This is a genomic window from Luteibacter sp. CQ10, assembly GCF_040900725.1.
Lineage (GTDB): Bacteria > Pseudomonadota > Gammaproteobacteria > Xanthomonadales > Rhodanobacteraceae > Luteibacter.
The window spans coordinates 16,435-32,395 of sequence record NZ_JAEUYM010000007.1; the positions used below are offsets into that span (position 1 = coordinate 16,435).

General features: G+C 66.8%; 12 protein-coding genes. 9 read left to right on the forward strand and 3 right to left on the reverse strand.

What is annotated here, in order from left to right; all coding sequences use genetic code 11:
• Window positions 1–2 precede the first annotated feature (2 nt).
• Entirely contained in the window at window positions 3–497 is a 495-nt protein-coding gene (locus JNG39_RS20195) for a YkgB family protein (RefSeq protein ID WP_368313757.1), read from the forward strand.
• 192 nt (window positions 498–689) lie between these two features.
• Window positions 690–2,996 (forward strand): catalase/peroxidase HPI, encoded by a 2,307-nt coding sequence (katG, locus tag JNG39_RS20200; RefSeq protein ID WP_368313758.1) that lies wholly within the window; start codon window positions 690–692, stop codon window positions 2,994–2,996.
• Between the two features lie 179 nt (window positions 2,997–3,175).
• Here the strand turns inward: katG and JNG39_RS20205 are convergent, their stop codons facing one another.
• Complete coding sequence (locus JNG39_RS20205) at window positions 3,176–4,129, reverse strand: D-2-hydroxyacid dehydrogenase family protein (protein WP_368313759.1); 954 nt, start codon at window positions 4,127–4,129, stop codon at window positions 3,176–3,178.
• A gap of 214 nt (window positions 4,130–4,343) precedes the next feature.
• On the opposite strand from JNG39_RS20205, the gene JNG39_RS20210 reads away from it, so the two are divergent.
• The gene (locus JNG39_RS20210; RefSeq protein ID WP_368313854.1) at window positions 4,344–5,849 is read left to right on the forward strand and encodes a catalase; all 1,506 of its coding nucleotides are present in this window, start codon (window positions 4,344–4,346) and stop codon (window positions 5,847–5,849) included.
• Window positions 5,850–5,889: 40 nt separating this feature from the next.
• Window positions 5,890–6,576 (forward strand): ankyrin repeat domain-containing protein, encoded by a 687-nt coding sequence (locus JNG39_RS20215; RefSeq protein WP_368313760.1) that lies wholly within the window; start codon window positions 5,890–5,892, stop codon window positions 6,574–6,576.
• Here the strand turns inward: JNG39_RS20215 and JNG39_RS20220 are convergent.
• Window positions 6,568–7,152, reverse strand: coding sequence for a TetR/AcrR family transcriptional regulator (locus tag JNG39_RS20220; RefSeq protein WP_368313761.1), 585 nt, complete (start codon window positions 7,150–7,152; stop codon window positions 6,568–6,570). The genes JNG39_RS20215 and JNG39_RS20220 overlap by 9 nt on opposite strands.
• A 119-nt stretch (window positions 7,153–7,271) precedes the next feature.
• Between JNG39_RS20220 and JNG39_RS20225 the strand changes: the two genes are divergently transcribed.
• From JNG39_RS20225 to JNG39_RS20240, 4 genes are all read left to right on the forward strand, one after another.
• Window positions 7,272–7,826 (forward strand): hypothetical protein, encoded by a 555-nt coding sequence (locus JNG39_RS20225; RefSeq protein WP_368313762.1) that lies wholly within the window; start codon window positions 7,272–7,274, stop codon window positions 7,824–7,826.
• A 67-nt stretch (window positions 7,827–7,893) separates the two neighbouring features.
• Complete coding sequence (locus tag JNG39_RS20230; protein ID WP_368313763.1) at window positions 7,894–8,748, forward strand: lysostaphin resistance A-like protein; 855 nt, start codon at window positions 7,894–7,896, stop codon at window positions 8,746–8,748.
• Window positions 8,749–8,797: 49 nt separating this feature from the next.
• Entirely contained in the window at window positions 8,798–10,204 is a 1,407-nt protein-coding gene (locus tag JNG39_RS20235; protein WP_368313764.1) for a helix-turn-helix domain-containing protein, read from the forward strand.
• Window positions 10,205–10,326: 122 nt separating this feature from the next.
• Complete coding sequence (locus JNG39_RS20240) at window positions 10,327–11,040, forward strand: response regulator transcription factor (RefSeq protein WP_368313765.1); 714 nt, start codon at window positions 10,327–10,329, stop codon at window positions 11,038–11,040.
• Here JNG39_RS20240 and JNG39_RS20245 read toward each other — a convergent pair.
• Complete coding sequence (locus JNG39_RS20245) at window positions 11,022–12,446, reverse strand: sensor histidine kinase (RefSeq protein ID WP_368313766.1); 1,425 nt, start codon at window positions 12,444–12,446, stop codon at window positions 11,022–11,024. The two genes, JNG39_RS20240 and JNG39_RS20245, sit on opposite strands and share 19 nt — an antisense overlap.
• Before the next feature lie 219 nt (window positions 12,447–12,665).
• Here JNG39_RS20245 and JNG39_RS20250 point away from each other — a divergent pair, with 219 nt between their 5' ends.
• Complete coding sequence (locus tag JNG39_RS20250; RefSeq protein ID WP_368313767.1) at window positions 12,666–15,917, forward strand: protease pro-enzyme activation domain-containing protein; 3,252 nt, start codon at window positions 12,666–12,668, stop codon at window positions 15,915–15,917.
• Window positions 15,918–15,961 lie beyond the last annotated feature (44 nt).

Consider the following 15,961-nt stretch of genomic DNA (forward strand, 5'->3'; position numbering starts at 1 on the left):
CCATGAACGCTATCGCCAACGCCCTTGCCCGCAGCCGTTTCCTCCGCAACGACATCGACTACCACCTGCTGCGCGCGGCGATGGTGATCATCTTCGCGTGGTTCGGCTACGACAAATGGTTCACCGCCGAGATCGAAGGGCTGCTGCCGATCATCACGAACGGCCCGCTCATCTCCTGGACGATTCCGACGCTCGGCATCCGGGGAACGTCCATCTTCCTCGGCACCTCGGAGTGGACCTACGGCACGCTGTTGCTGCTGGGCTTCTGGAACAAGAAGCTCGGCGTGATCGGCGCCCTGGGATCGACGGCCACCTTCATCGCCACGCTGACGGTCATGCCGTTTGTTCCCGACGCGTGGCTGGGCGATGCCGGGGGCTTTCCGGCCATGACGATCAACACGGCCTTCCTGCTGAAAGATCTCGTGCTGCTGTCCGTGTCGCTTTACCTGCTCAAGCAGGATCTGGCCCGGGTGCTCGGCGTCGAACCCGCCCGCTGAATCCTTCACCCTCGAAACAAGCCTTGGAAGAAAAGGCCGCCCTGGAGGCGGCCTTTTCGTGATAGACCTGGCCTCTTGTCATCATAGGATCAATCAATTTTCACGATGATCCATCCAAGTCATAAGATCGGGTGACAGTGCGTCATTCGGTCCTTAGCCCGAACCGCTACGCCAGCCAGAGGAGAAGCGCAGATGTCCAGCGAGTCCAAGTGCCCGTTCAACCACACCGCCGGTGGCGGCACGGCCAATAGCGACTGGTGGCCCAAGCGGCTGCGCGTCGATCTGCTGAACCAGCATTCGTCGCGATCCAATCCCATGGACGCCGATTTCGATTATGCCGAGGCGTTCGAGAAGCTCGACCTGGCCGCGGTAAAGAAAGACCTCGAGAAGGTCATGACCGATTCGCAGGACTGGTGGCCCGCCGATTTCGGGCACTATGGCCCGCTCTTCGTCCGCATGGCCTGGCATAGCGCCGGCACCTACCGCATCGAGGACGGACGCGGCGGCGGCGGACGCGGCCAGCAACGTTTCGCGCCCCTGAACAGCTGGCCCGACAACGTGAGCCTCGACAAAGCACGCCGCCTGCTCTGGCCGGTGAAGCAGAAGTACGGCCGCGCCCTCTCCTGGGCCGACCTGCTCATCCTCACCGGCAACGTCGCGCTGGAGAGCATGGGCTTCAAGACCTTCGGCTTCGGCGGCGGGCGCGAAGACACCTGGGAACCCGACCAGGACGTCTACTGGGGCAACGAAACGACCTGGCTGGGCGGCGACATCCGCTACGGCAAGCAGGCGGCCCAGACCAAGGATGCCGAAGAGGCACCCAAGCCCAAGCCGGGCGACGAGGGCGTGGTGACCGCCGACGCCGAACTCCATGGTCACGAGCACAGCCGCACCGACGGCGGTCGGAACCTCGAGAACCCGCTCGCGGCCGTGCAGATGGGCCTGATCTACGTCAATCCGGAAGGCCCCGACGGCAACCCGGATCCCGTCGCCGCGGCGCACGACATTCGCGTCACCTTCGGCCGCATGGCGATGAACGACGAAGAGACCGTCGCCCTGATCGCCGGCGGCCATACCTTCGGCAAGACCCATGGCGCCGGCCCGTCCGACAACGTGGCGACCGAACCCGAAGGCGCCGAACTGGCCGAACAGGGCCTGGGCTGGCGCAACAGTTACGGCAGCGGCAAGGGCCGCGACACGATCACCAGCGGCCTGGAAGTCACCTGGACGCAGCAGCCCACGAAGTGGACCAACCTCTTCTTCGAGAACCTGTTCAAGTACGAATGGGAACTGGAAAAGAGCCCCGCGGGCGCGAACCAATGGGTGGCGAAGAACGCCGACGACAGCGTGCCCGATGCGCATGGCGGCCCCAACAAGCGGCCCACCATGCTCACCACCGACCTGTCGCTGCGCATGGACCCCGCCTACGAGAAGATCTCGCGCCGGTTCCTGGAGCATCCCGAACAGTTCGCCGATGCGTTCGCGCGCGCCTGGTTCAAGCTCACCCACCGCGACATGGGACCGCGCTCGCGCTACCTCGGCCCGGAAGTGCCCGACGAAGTGCTGATCTGGCAGGACCCGGTGCCCGAGGCCAGCCAACCGCCGCTCGCCGAATCCGACATCAAGGCGCTCAAGGACAAGGTGCTCGCGTCGGGTCTTAGCGTGTCCGACCTGGTGTCGACGGCCTGGGCCTCGGCGTCCACCTTCCGCGGCGGCGACAAGCGTGGCGGCGGTAACGGCGCGCGCATTCGCCTGGCGCCGCAGAAAGACTGGAAGGTCAACCGCCCCGACCAGCTGAAGAAGGTGCTCGATACCCTCGAAGGCGTCCGCAAGGACTTCGGCAAGCCGGTGTCGCTGGCCGACCTGATCGTGCTGGCGGGCGGTGCCGCCATCGAAAAGGCCGCCAAGGCCGCCGGCCATGACGTGACCGTGCCGTTCTCCCCCGGCCGCACCGATGCCACGCAGGAGCAGACCGACGTCGAGTCGTTCGCGCCGCTGGAACCGGTCGCCGATGGCTTCCGCAACTTCGTCAAGGAGCGTTATGCCGTACCGGCCGAAGCGCTGCTCATCGACAAGGCGCAGAAGCTGACGCTTACGGCGCCCGAGATGACGGTGCTGGTGGGTGGCCTGCGCGTGCTCGGCGCGAACGCCGACGGCAGCCAACTCGGCGTGCTCACCGATCGCCCCGGTACGCTGAGCAACGACTTCTTCCGCAACCTGCTCGACATGGGCACGGAGTGGAAGCCCTCGTCGGCCGCCGCCGAATCGTTCAACGGCAGTGAGCGCGGCACCGGCAAACCACGCTGGACCGCGAGCCGCGTCGATCTCGTCTTCGGCTCGAACTCGGTGCTGCGTGCGCTTGCCGAGGTCTACGCCAGCGCGGACGCCGAGAAAAAGTTCATCGACGATTTCGTCGATGCCTGGGCGAAGGTGATGAACCTGGATCGTTACGATTTGCGCAAGAAGAAAGCGTCGGCCGCGGAACGCAAGGCGGCCTGATCGATCGCTCCCTTCGGCGGACGCCGAAGGGAGTTTTCGATGTCACGAGTTCGCTCGATCAACGGTACGGCGACGAGCCACACGATTGACCGTCAAGTATCTACCCACTCACGTCGTTCCTGCGCACGCAGGAACCCAGCGCCCTGCGCCCAGCATCGCCCCACCGTCCTTTCGGCTGTTTACCCACGACGCGCTTCGATCCACGCCACGATGTGCCGCAACGCATCGCCATAGAACGTGCGGTACATCTCGGCGGTGACGTAGCCGATATGCGGCGTGGCAAGCACGTTGTCCAGCGACCGCAGGGGGTCGGCAAGCGGCAGGGGTTCCGTATCGAACACGTCGAGGGCGGCGCCCGCGATGCGCCCCTCACGAAGCGCGGCAAGCAAGGCCCCGTTATCGACGATCGGCCCGCGCGACGTATTCACCAGGCGGCTGGTCGGCTTCATGCGGGCCAGTTCCGGCTCGCCCACCAGCCCCTGCGTGCGATCGCTCAGGCGCACGTGGATCGACAGGATGTCCGATTCGCCGAACAGCGTGTCCTTGTCGACGAGCCGCACGCCTTTCTCCGCCGCGCGCTCGGCGGTGAGGTTCTGGCTCCAGGCGATCACGTCCATCCGGAACGCCTGCGCGATGACGCCCACCGCCGAACCGATATGGCCCAGGCCCAGCAGGCCGAGTGTCTTGCCCGCCAGTTCGGTGCCCAGGCCCACCTGCCAGCCGCCATCGCGCAACGAACGGTTTTCGATGGCGAGGTTGCGCGCCATCGCCAGGATCAGCGCCCAGGTCAGCTCGATGGTCGGCGTGGATGAATAGTCGGTGTGCGTGACCTCGATGCCGCGCTCGGCGGAGGCGGCCGTATCGATGGACGCGTTGGCCCGTCCCGTCGACGCGATGAGTTTCAGGTTCGGCAGGCGGTCGATCACGTCTCGCGTGAGCGGCGTGCGCTCGCGCATGACGCACACCACCTCGAAAGGCCGCAGACGCTCGACGATGTCGTCGACACGATCGAGGTGATCGTCGAACGCCACCACCTCCGCTCGTCCATCGAGAACGGACCAGTCCGCCATGCGCAGGGCGACGCCCTGGTAATCGTCGAGAATGGCGACCTTGGGAAGCATTGGACCGGGCATGCGCTGGCTCCATCGGGGAAGGATCGATCATATCGCGTCTCGCCGCGAACGATGCCGCACATGCATAGCGTGATGCTCGACACATTCGTTCGATCTATCGCCTCGATAGCAACGAACGATTGGATGAATTGCATCATGCCACGCATGATCGCCGGCGGCACCAGCGAGGTGCGACAGGCAGGATCAACCCTTGAAGAAGCTATCCATCGGAACGCTGGCGTTCGCGCTGGCATGTACGCTCGTCGGCGCGGCCCATGCGCAGCAAACCCATCTGACCACCGACGGCGGTGCACCGGTGGGCGACAACCAGAATTCGCAGACCGCCGGCCCGGCGGGCCCTGTGCTGCTGCAGGACTCGCATCTGATCGAGAAACTGCAACGTTTCGACCGTGAGCGCATTCCCGAGCGCGTGGTGCATGCGCGCGGCACCGGCGCCTTCGGCAGCTTCACGCCCAGCGCGGATATCTCCGAGCTCACCCGCGCGAAGGTATTCGCCCCAGGCACCACCACGCCGGTGTTCGTTCGCTTCTCCACGGTGATGGGTTATCGCGGTTCGCCCGAGCAGGCCCGCGACCCGCGCGGCTTCGCCATCAAGTTCTACACGCAGGACGGCAACTGGGACATGGTCGGCATCAACTGGCCGATCTTCTTCATCCGCGACGCCATCAAGTTCCCGGATTTCGTGCACGCGAACAAGCCCAGCGCGGTTACCGGCGTGCAGGATCCGGAGCTGGCCTTCGACTTCTTCGCGCATACGCCCGAAGCCACCAACATGCTCACCCACCTCTACACGGTGGAAGGCATGCCGGATTCCTACCGGCACATGGACGGCTTCGCCGTGCATGCCTTCAAGTTCGTCAACGCGAAGGGCGACGTGCACTACGTCAAGTTCCACTGGAAGAGCCAGCAGGGCATCCATGGCTTCAAGCCGGCCGAGATCGGACCGTCCATCGGCAAGGACTGGAACCTGATGACCAACGATCTCTACGGTGCGATCCGCAAGGGCGATGATCCGAAATGGGATCTCTACGTGCAGGTGCTGACGCCTGAGGAACTGACGAAGTTCGATTTCGACGGCCTGGACGACACCAAGGTCTGGACCGGCGTACCCGAGCGCAAGATCGGCACCATGACTCTGGACCGCGTGCCCGACAACTACTTCGAAAGCACCGAGGAATCCGCCTTCGCGCCGTCGCGCCTCGTGCCGGGCATCGAACCGTCGGAAGACCGCATGCTCCAGGGCCGCCTGTTCGCCTACGCCGACACGCAGATGTACCGGCTCGGCGCGAACTACAACAGCCTGCCCATCAACCGTCCCGCGGTGCCCGTCCGCAACGAGGACCAGGACGGCGCGATGAACGCGAGCGGACGCAAGGGCGAGACCAACTACGAGCCGTCCGGCATCGCCGAGGTGTCGGAAGATCCGTCGGCCAAGAGCGTCCGCACGCCGCTGGCCGGCACGACGCAGCAGCAGAAGACGAGCAAGCCGCGCGATTTCTTCCAGGCGGGCGAGTATTACCGCAGCCTCTCGGCGCAGGACAGGACGTTCCTGGTCACGGCACTGGGCGACGATCTTGCGAAGGTGCGCACGCAGGACAACCTCTACCGCATGCTGTCGTATTTCTACCGCGCGGACCACGAGTACGGCGAGCGCCTGGCGAAGGCGGTGCATGCGGACCTCGCCAAGGTGAAGACCTTGTCCGACACGCTTCAGGACTGAAGGAGCCACGGCACCCGGCGCCACGCCGGGTGCCGACACCATGACGATTCTCCGCCTCCTTCGATCCCCTCGGTGCTGGCTGCCCACGCTCGTCGTGCTGGCGGCCGCGGGCACGTGGTTCATGTCGCCGCGCCTTCGCCTCGCCGTGCGCGGCGTGGAGCCGTCGGCCATCGCCGCCACCCAGCGGGTCGACGCGCACCGCTACGACGATGCCTGGTTCGACGCGGCGCGCGCCGGGCGCATCGACATCCTCGACGCGCTGCTGGACGCGGGATATCCCATCGACGCCAAGACGCCTGCCGGCTACACGGCGACGATCCTGGCCGCCTACGACGACCAGCCCGCCGCGCTCGACCATCTCCTGGCGCGCGGCGCGAACGCATGCCTCGGCGACCGCAACGGCAACACCGCGCTCATGGGCGCCCTGTACAAGGGCCAGTTGGACATCGCGGCGCGACTCCTTTCCACTCACTGTCCCGTCGACCAGGCCAACAACGCGGGCGAGACCGCGCTGTCGTTCGCCGTGATGTTCGGCAGGCTGCAGATGCTGCAGCCGCTGCTGCAGCGAGGTGCCGATCCGGCGCATCGCGACCGCCAGGGCGATACGCCTTACCGCGTGGCCGAAAAACAGGGCAACGACGTGGCCATGCAGGCCCTGCACCGGATCGTCGAGGGCCGCTCCCTGCCCGCGCGTCCCCACCGAAGCGAGATCGCCGACCTACCTTGAGGGCGCGGGCGCCCGGATGAGCTTCTTCAGCCCGTTCTCCACGATGTCCGCGAACACCTTCGGATCGCCGTAGGCGCGCGCGGCCAGCATGGCGCCGTAGACCATCGACATGAACGACTCGGCTTCGAGCCGCGCGGAGGCCTGCAGCTCGAACAGCCCGAGCTGCGCGCCCTTGGCCAGCACGGTTTCGAGCCAGTGCGACAGATCGCGGAAATGCGCGCGCACATGCTCGGCGAGATCGTCGGGCAAGGTGGGCAGTTCCGCCGCGAGCATGCCCGCCACGCAGAACGGGGCGGACGCGTCGGCGATGCACTTTTCCCAATAGCCCGTGTACATCCGCAACTGCTCTTCCGGATTGAAGCTGCCCTCGGCGAGGAAGTTGATCTGCTGGACGATGATCGCCCGCGACTCCTCCACCACCGCGCTGGCCAGGTCGGACTTCGACGGAAAGTGGTGATGGATGCTCGCCTTGCGCACGTTCACCTCTTCGGCGACGTCGGCGTAGCTGAAACCGTTGTAGCCACGCGTCTGGATGAAACGGCGGGCCGAATCGATGAGTCGCTGCTGAGTAGTCATGCCTTCAGTCTACCATCTGGAAGGTAGATTTCGAGACCTCTCCCCTCATGAACGAAAGTAGTTGACTAAGTGCCTACCTACTAGTAGGTTTGCATCACCTTCGATTCGGACTCCTTTCCATGAACAGCTCCCTCGAGAACCGCCTGGCCCTGCGCCAGTTCTATTTCCTCCGCGCGGCCGCGGCCTCCACCTGGGTCGTCCTGGTCGCGCTCCTGGCGGCCAAGTCGCCGCTCGCGGCGGGCGTGCTGCTTTTCATCTATCCGGCCTGGGACGCCCTGGCGAACATCATCGACGCCCGGCGAAACGGCGGCCTCGCGGTGAATCCCGGCCAGCGCCTCAACGCCATCGTCAGCACCCTCACCGCCATCTGCGTGACCGTGGCCTTCGTCCAGAGGGGCAACGCGGGCGGACTGGCCGTGTTCGGCGCCTGGGCCCTGCTCGCCGGCCTCTTCCAGCTCGCCGTCGGCATCCGTCGCCGCAAGCTGGGCGGACAGGCCTTCATGATCATCAGCGGCGCGCAGTCCGCACTGGCCGGCGTGATCTTCATCGCACGCTCCCTCGGCGACACCGTGCCGGGCGTGGTCGAGCTCGCACCGTATGCGGCTTTCGGCGGCTTCTACTTCCTGGCTTCGGCGCTGTGGCTGACCTTCCGCAAAGTGCCGGCCGTGTCGTGAGTCGGATGGACGCTCCCGACATCGCGTGCTATCCGTCATCACTTCCATGACACAGCCGATGACCCTTATGCGCAAGCCGTTCCCTGGAGGCGATATCGCCTGGTTCATCGTCTGGCTGATCGCCTTCAGCGCGCCGGTCTCCGCGTTCATCGTGCACCTGGGCACCCAACCGCCGATGATGTCGCGGATGCTGATGTGGTGCCCCGGCGCCGCGGCACTGGCGACCTGCGTCACCCGCAAGCGGGACGTGCGATCGCTCGGCTGGACGTGGCCCCGGCTCCGCTACATCGGCTGGGGCTACGTCATCCCCTTCCTCTACGCGATTCCGGTTTACGCGATCGCATGGATGCTGATACCGGATGCATTCCAGTGGAGCGCCTACGCCGGGAAGCTGGCGCACGACTTCCAGGTGACCAGCCACGCGACCGCGTTCGCCGCGTTCTTCGGCATTCCGACGACCATGGTCTTCATCGTCATCAGCGGCATGGCCTGGGCCCTCGGCGAGGAAATCGGCTGGCGTGGATTCCTGGTGCCACGCCTCTACGAGCGCCTCGGCTTCACGGGCACGAGCCTCGCCAGCGGCGCGCTGTGGTCCGTATGGCATTACCCGAGCCTTCTCGGTGCCGACTACAACGCGGGGACGACGCCGGCCTACGCGGTCGCATGCTTCACCGTCATGGCGATCGGCATGTCGTTCGTCATGACCTGGCTGCGCATGGCGTCGGGAAGCCTCTGGCCGTGCGTCGTCCTGCACGCCAGCCATAACACCATCGTGCAGACCGTGCTCGATCCGATGACCGCCACGGACGGACGGGCGCCTTACGTCACCACCGAGTTCGGTGCCGGCATGGCCATCGTCTTGACGATGGTGGCGGTCTCGCTCGCGCTCCACCAACGAGGGCGACCGATCCCGGCGTCGTGATCTCGGTACGGCGCATGCGTCCGCACGGCCTTCCGGCTAGCATGCCCGGATGACGACGATCCGCCTGCTCGACTGGGACCGACGCACCGCACGACGTGGCGCGCTGGATGGCGTGCTTCTCCTGGGCACGGCCGATCCCTACGTCTACCACCTGCCTTCCTGTGTACTGGCCAAGGGCCGCAAGGCGGACCTGACCGCGTTCGCTTCCGAAGCGCAGGCCAGGGCAGCGGGACTCAAACCATGCAAGCTGTGCAAACCGCACCGCCTGCATGCGGAGCGCGGCGACGGCCTGGACCTTTTCCAGGCGCTGAGCGAACGGCTGGAAGCCGAGCCGGCCAGCGTTTCGTCACCGGCCGCCCTCGCGGAGGCCGTCGGCGTGACGGACGACGCGCTGGCCGTGGTGCTGGGCGATCACGCGCATGCCACCGCCGGGGAATGGCTCGAGCGCAAGCGGGTGGCGTTCGCGGCACGGCAACTGCTGGAACTCGGCACCACGTCACGCGACGCGGGCCACGCCGCGGGCTTCCCGGGCACCAAGCCTTTCGAGCGGACGTTCGGCCTGCTGATGGGCATGACGCCGGACGACTACCGGCAGCTCGGCACGCGGCCCGGCTTTTCGATTCGCCTGCCCGCCGATTACCGGAAAGACGCCGTGCTCGCCTACCAGGGCCGCGACGTCGAAGGACTGGCCGAACGCAGTGACGCGTCGCGCGTCTGGAAAGCCCTGGATACGCCGGACGGCCCGGCGATCGTGGACATACGTTTCGAAGGCCGTCTCGCGAACGTCAACGTGACGTCGCCGCGGCGGCTTGGCATCGCCAGCGTCGCCATCCTGCATCGCGACGTCCTCAAGGTGCTCGGCCTGCGCAACGACATCCGTGCGTTCGAAGCCGCCCATCCCGACCTGGTGTCCGCGCGACGCGGCCTGCGCGTTCCGCTGGTGCCGCGCGCCTTCGACGCCCTGTGCTGGGCGATCATCGGGCAGCAGATCAACCTCAGCTTCGCGGGCAGCCTTCGCCGCGAACTGATCCTGCTCGCGGGCGAGCGCGTGGGAGACATGATCGTGCACCCCACGCCGGAGGCCGTCGCCCGCATCGATCCGGACGACCTGACCCGGCGCCGCTTCTCCCGCGCCAAGGCCCGGTATCTCATCGAGACGGCGCGGACCATCGCCGAGGGCAAGCTCGCCGTCGAAGCGCTGGCCGAGGGCTCGGCGGTGGAAGCGGAACGACGCCTCACGGCGCTCCATGGCATCGGCACGTGGACCGCGCGCTACGTGATGATGCGCATCGGCTTCGCGGACGCCGCGCCGGTGGGCGATTCCGGCCTCGCGACGGCGCTGGAGCGCATGTACGACTTGGCGGAACGCCCGGACGCCATCGCCACCGCGCGGCTCATGACGCCTTACGCGCCGTGGCGAAGCCTGGCCAGCCTGCACCTGTGGGCGTCGCTATGACCACGTCGTCGAGCTACGTGTCATGGACGACCTCGCCTGACCCGCTCGCGCGCCACCCATGGATTTTGGCGCGGCGCGAAGGCAATCTGGCCGTCGGCGCGAAGTAAGCGAGGCTTGCGCGAGTGACGACCTACCCACCCGATCCCGCCGCGCCCGCGCATGGCCTGCAACTGGTGCTGCTGGAAGACGACGACCTCCTGCGCGATCGCATCCTGCTGCCCAGGCTGACCCAGTTCGGCTTCCACGTCAGGGCCACCGGCAGCGCGGCGGGATTGCATGCACTGCTGGGGCAACGCACGCCGGACCTGTTCGTGCTGGATATCGGCCTGCCCGACGGTGACGGCTTCACGCTGGCACGCTCGCTTCGCGGAAGCTTCCCCGAGGCGGGCATCGTCATCCTCACCGGCCGAGGCGACAGCGTCGATCGCGTGCGCGGTCTTTTCGAAGGCGCGGACGCCTACCTGGCGAAGCCCGTCGAGATCGACGTGCTGGTCGCCACCCTGCACAGCGTTGCCCGCCGGCTGCGGCCGACGACGAAAACACCCGCCGGCCGCTGGGAACTCAGCCCGGACGAATGGTTTCTCCGCTCGCCCGCGGGCGGCCAGGTGATGCTCACCAAGGGCGAACGCCGCCTGCTCGAATCGCTGCTCCAGCACGCGAACGAAGTGCTACCGCGCGAATCCCTGATCGCCGTGCTCACCGACGACGTCGACGCCTTCGATCCGCACCGGCTCGATTCCATGGTGCATCGCCTGCGTCGCAAGGTGCTCGCCACGCTCGGCGAACCGCTGCCCCTGAACGCCGTCCATGGCACCGGCTACGTGCTGACGACTTGATCCGCCGGAACGATCGTTTCCTCGGGCGCATCGACGCAAGGCAAGGTCACGCGAATCGCCGTTCCCCTGCCGGGCTCGCTGTCGACCGTCGTCCGGCCACCGGCCCGGATCACCAGGTCGTGGACGACGCTCAGGCCCAGGCCGGTGCCGCGGTCGGCCGGCTTGGTGGTGAAGAACGGATCGAAGATCCGCGCGCGAACGGCGTCGGCCATGCCGATGCCGGTGTCGCGCACGGTTAATACCACGCCGCCGTCGCGATCCTCCAGCACGATGTCGCAGCGGCCGCCGTCGGGCATCGCGTCGCGCGCGTTGGTCACCAGATTGATGATCGCCAGTTCGAACTGGCTGCGGTCGAAGAGGATCCAACGTGGTTCGTGCGGCAGCGCCAGGTGCAACTGGCAGTGCGCGGGCAAGGATTGACGAGCCAGCGGCCGCAGCTCGCGCACGGCGGATACCACGTCGAATACTTCGACGGAAGCCACGTCGCGCCGGCTGAAATTGAGCAGTTTCCGGCACACCGCCGTGCCGCGACGCGCGGCCAGTTCGATGCCTTCGAGCGCATCGGCCACCGCGCGCATGTCGCCTTGCAGCCGCTCGTCGTCGGGCAGGCGGTCGCGTTCGGTGGAAAAGCCCAGGATGATGTCGAAGACGTTGTTGACGTCGTGCGCGACGCCGCTGGCGAGCTTGCCGACCGCATCCATCTTCTGCGCATGCAGAAGCTGCTCGCGCGTGCGTTCGCGCTCGGCGATCTCCAGGGCCAGTTGCCGCCGTTGTCGCTCCGATTCGCCAAGGCTCTGGCGCAAGGCATCGATGGCACGGTCGACGATCAGGGCGATCAGCAGGTAGCTGGTGAGTGCCCGCATCGGCAACGCGTCGTAGAACGCGGACAGGAATCCCCGCGCGTGACCGGGATCGGCGGCGGTGAGGGGTGCCACGCTCACGGCGAGGATCAGCGCCTCGGCGGCATAGGTCGTCCATAACGCCTTGCGTCCGAGCATGAGTCCGCTCAGGGCGAGGATCATGATCAGCGTCAGGTTGCCGTCGGTGGCGCGGTAGCCGAAGGCCGCGTAAGCCAGCGCGCCCGACGCGAGCATGGTGCCGACGAACTGCGCCACGGCCAGGGGGAACCGCCCGCCGCGAATGAGCCACAGGCCGAGCCAGGCCGAGACGGTCATGGCGAGGTCGGTGCCGATGTCGACGGCGAGGGCCGCCGATGCACCCACGCGCGCCTTGCTGAAGAACTGCGCCTGCAGGTAGGCACCGTGCAGGCCGAACAGGTAGAGCTTGGTCGCCGGTATCCGCAGGCCTTCGAACATCAGCAGCAGTTGCATGAACACCGCATTGCGCCGATCGACGGGATCGTCGATCGGCGTGTCGTCAAGCCAACGGCGGAGGCGGGACATCATCGTGCGTTTTCCTCGATCGACGCGCCGCGTCCCGGCGGCGGTGAGAAGCCGGTGAGAAACCGGAAAGACGAGCGTGTGTGACTTTGCCGACGATGTAAAGCTAGTCTCGTCCGTCCGCACGGTGTTTCGTCGCGGATGGCATGCCGAAGGGGCAGTTCGTCACGGGCTGGGCAGCCGCACCACGTGAGGGCAAATCGGGCACTTTCCTTCGGGGGTTCTATGTCACCAACCATGTTCAGGCCTTGGCTGGCCGGGGCGGCGATGCTCGTCGCCACCGGTCACGCCCACGCCGCCGTCGATACCGTCGGCAGCACCACCACCACGCCATTGCTCACCAAGGCGGTGAATACCCGCCAATTCACCACGCTCCAGGGGAGCGTGCCCGCCAGGGTCGCCACCAGCATCGATGCCGGCGCGATGGGAACCACCGAGACCATTCCCTCGATGACCCTGGTGCTCAAGCGCGGTGACGACCAGCAGAAACGCTTCGACGCTTACCTGGCCTCGCTGAGCAATCCCTCCTCGCCCAACTTCCACCACTGGCTGAGCGCGCGCCAGGTGGGCGAGCGGTTCGGCCCGAATGCGAAAGATATTGCGGCCGTGAAGCAGTGGCTCGGATCGCAGGGCCTCGGCGTGAAGAGCGTGTCCGCCGACGGCATGCTGATCCGTTTCACCGGTTCGGTGGGCGCCGTGCAGCAGGCCTTCGGCACGTCGATGCATCGATACCGCGCCGACGGCAAGGTGCATTTCGCCAACGCCGTCGAACAGAAGCTGCCGACCGACCTGGTTCCTGTGGTCCGCGGCGTGGCATCGCTGACCGACTTCTTCCCCAAGCCCCAGGTCAAGAACGCAAGACCCGTGAAGCGCAACGCCAAGGGTGAGTGGGTGGCGGCGGGCGCGCCCTCGAGCGACTTCAACTTCGTGTACCAGGGCGAGACGATGTTCGACCTGGCCCCGGCGGATTTCGCGACCGTCTATGACGTCAATCCGCTGTGGAACGAAGACACGCCGGTGCGCGGCGCCGGCCAGAACGTGGTGGTGCTCGAACGCACCAACGTGCAGGACGCCGACGTCGCCACCTTCCGCCAGGTGTTCATGCCGAAGGACGCGGCGGGACGCTTCACCCAGGTGCACCCGGCGGCCTTCGACGGCGACACGAGCTGCGCCGATCCCGGCACCAACGGCGACGAGGGCGAAGCCGCGCTCGATGCCGAGTGGGCCGGCGCTGCCGCGCCCGATGCCGACGTGACCCTGGCCTCGTGCCAGGACAGCGGCGCCGACTTCGGTGCCTTCCTCGCCGCGCAGAACCTGCTCGAACAGGCCACGCCGCCGCCGATCATGAGCCTGAGCTACGGCGAGTGCGAACTGGTGAGCGCCGCCGTGGGCGACAGCGACGAAGCGACCGTGCTGTGGTCGACGGCCGCCGCCGAAGGCACCACGGTGTTCGTCTCCACCGGCGACGCCGGCGTGGCCGGCTGCGACCAGAACCAGTCCGCGTCCACCTTCGGCATCGCCGTGAACGGCCTCGGCAGCACACCCTACAACGTGGCCGTGGGCGGCACCGACTTCGACGACTACGGCAAGACGCGCAAGTACTGGCTGTCCGGCAACGGATCACTCGGCGCCAGCGCCATCGGCTACATCCCCGAGCAGACCTGGAACGACTCCTGCGCCAGCGCCCAGCTGGATACGATCCTCGGCTACACGAACCCGAACAAGGCCTGCAACTCCGCCAAAGGCCAGGGCTTCCTCAACACCGCCGGCGGCAGCGGCGGCCCGAGCTACCTGTACAACCAGCCGAGCTGGCAGCAGGGCATCGCGGGCATCGACCAGAACGTGACCCGCGCGATTCCCGACGTTTCGCTCTTCGCCGCCAACGGCATTTACGGGCACGCGCTGATCTTCTGCATGTCCGACGCCGACCAGGGCGGCACGCCGTGCAACTACCTCGACCCGGAGAACTCGATCTACAACAGCGCGGGCGGCACGTCGTTCGCCGCGCCGGCCATGGCCGGCGTGCAGGCCCTGGTGAACCAGGCCGCCGCCGATCGACTGGGCAACGTCGGGCCGTCGCTGTACGAACTGGCACGCGTGCAGTACGGCACGGTGGCCACGCCCGCGGCCGGGTGCAAGGCCACGGATGCGTCCTGCGTGTTCCATGACGTCGCCGTCGGCGACATCGACGTGCCCTGCTTCGCGGGCACGGGCGACTGCTTCGTCAAGAAGGGCGACAGCTTCGGCGTGGTCAGCGACGGCGGCCGTGCCTCGCTGGTCACGGCGTGGAAAGCCGGCAAGGGCTACGACTACGCGACCGGCCTGGGCTCGGTGGACGTCACTAACCTCACCCACGCGATCGCCGCGAGACAGGCACGCGGCAAGCGCATTCCGCGCACCTGGGACCTGCTCTCGAACCGCGACAGCGGCAATCCCGGCGTGGGCCTGAATCACGTCCTCGACGGCAAGAGCACGTTGCTGCTGATCGCGCCGAAGACCGGCAAGACGACCCTCGTGCAGATGAACGGCAGCACCGTGTTGTCCAGCGACACCTGGACCCCGGGCCAGCAGGGCGACTTCTGGATCGACGGCTTCAAGCCGGGCGACCAGGTCAAGGCCATGCCCTATGACATCTTCGACGGCGTGCTGACCGGCCAGACGGTGATGGAAGCCGACAATCCCACCACCCATGAGTTGAATCTCGCGATCTACAGCTATGGCTGGATCGATTTCACCTTCCCGTACAAGGCGGGGTGGAGCATGGTCGGCGCGGGCCGGGTCGACGATTCGGGCACGTCGCAGGAAGTCTGGATCAACTCCACCACCGGCAAGCTCTCGTTCTGGAACATCGCCTGCACGGGCGGCATCAAGTTCGGCCGTCTGGACGGCCTGGACTGCCAGCAGGGCGTGGGCAAGACGGTCAACGCTCCCGCCGGTTTCACGCCGTATCTCGCGGACCTCAACGGCGACGGCATCCTCGACATCGTCTGGACCGGGCCCAAGCGGGCGGTGCAGTACTGGATCAACGACGGCCGCGGAAGCTTCACAAAGACCGACGGCGATGCGGCACCCGCCGGGTTCGACCTCGTGGGCGCCGGTGAAATCGCGGGCAGCGGCAAGACGGATCTGGTCTGGTTCAACGCCTCCACGGGCAAGCTGCGGTGGTGGACGATGGACGGCACGACCGTGTCGAGCCAGAAGACCATGACCGTGCCGGACGGCTACACCCTCGCCACCATCGAGGATTTCGACGGCGACGGCCTGGCCGACCTGTTCTGGACCAACGCGAAAGGCGATGCCTACCTGTGGCAGGGCACCGGCGGCGGCTTCGTGTCACAGCACGTCGCCGACGGCGCGGGCGTCGCATTCAAGGTACCGGCCAACTTCCAGGTGCAGATGAACCGGCTCCAGGGCGTCGTCGACGCCGCGCCGCCGGCAGGCACTGTCGCCACCGCGTCGATCGCCGGTACGCACTAAGCGCCATGCGCTTCGGCCGGAACGAGCGGGCGGCACCCGCCCGC

Bases quoted from the DNA above. Each gene is read 5' to 3' on its own strand.
- JNG39_RS20230 (WP_368313763.1), top strand. From the start codon at position 7,894: ATGCGCAAGCCGTTCCCTGGAGGCGATATCGCCTGGTTCATCGTCTGG.
- katG (WP_368313758.1), top strand. From the start codon at position 690: ATGTCCAGCGAGTCCAAGTGCCCGTTCAACCACACCGCCGGTGGCGGC.
- JNG39_RS20215 (WP_368313760.1), top strand. From the start codon at position 5,890: ATGACGATTCTCCGCCTCCTTCGATCCCCTCGGTGCTGGCTGCCCACG.
- JNG39_RS20205 (WP_368313759.1), bottom strand. From the start codon at position 4,129: ATGCCCGGTCCAATGCTTCCCAAGGTCGCCATTCTCGACGATTACCAG.
- JNG39_RS20225 (WP_368313762.1), top strand. From the start codon at position 7,272: ATGAACAGCTCCCTCGAGAACCGCCTGGCCCTGCGCCAGTTCTATTTC.
- JNG39_RS20235 (WP_368313764.1), top strand. From the start codon at position 8,798: ATGACGACGATCCGCCTGCTCGACTGGGACCGACGCACCGCACGACGT.
- JNG39_RS20245 (WP_368313766.1), bottom strand. From the start codon at position 12,446: ATGATGTCCCGCCTCCGCCGTTGGCTTGACGACACGCCGATCGACGAT.
- JNG39_RS20220 (WP_368313761.1), bottom strand. From the start codon at position 7,152: ATGACTACTCAGCAGCGACTCATCGATTCGGCCCGCCGTTTCATCCAG.
- JNG39_RS20250 (WP_368313767.1), top strand. From the start codon at position 12,666: ATGTCACCAACCATGTTCAGGCCTTGGCTGGCCGGGGCGGCGATGCTC.
- JNG39_RS20195 (WP_368313757.1), top strand. From the start codon at position 3: ATGAACGCTATCGCCAACGCCCTTGCCCGCAGCCGTTTCCTCCGCAAC.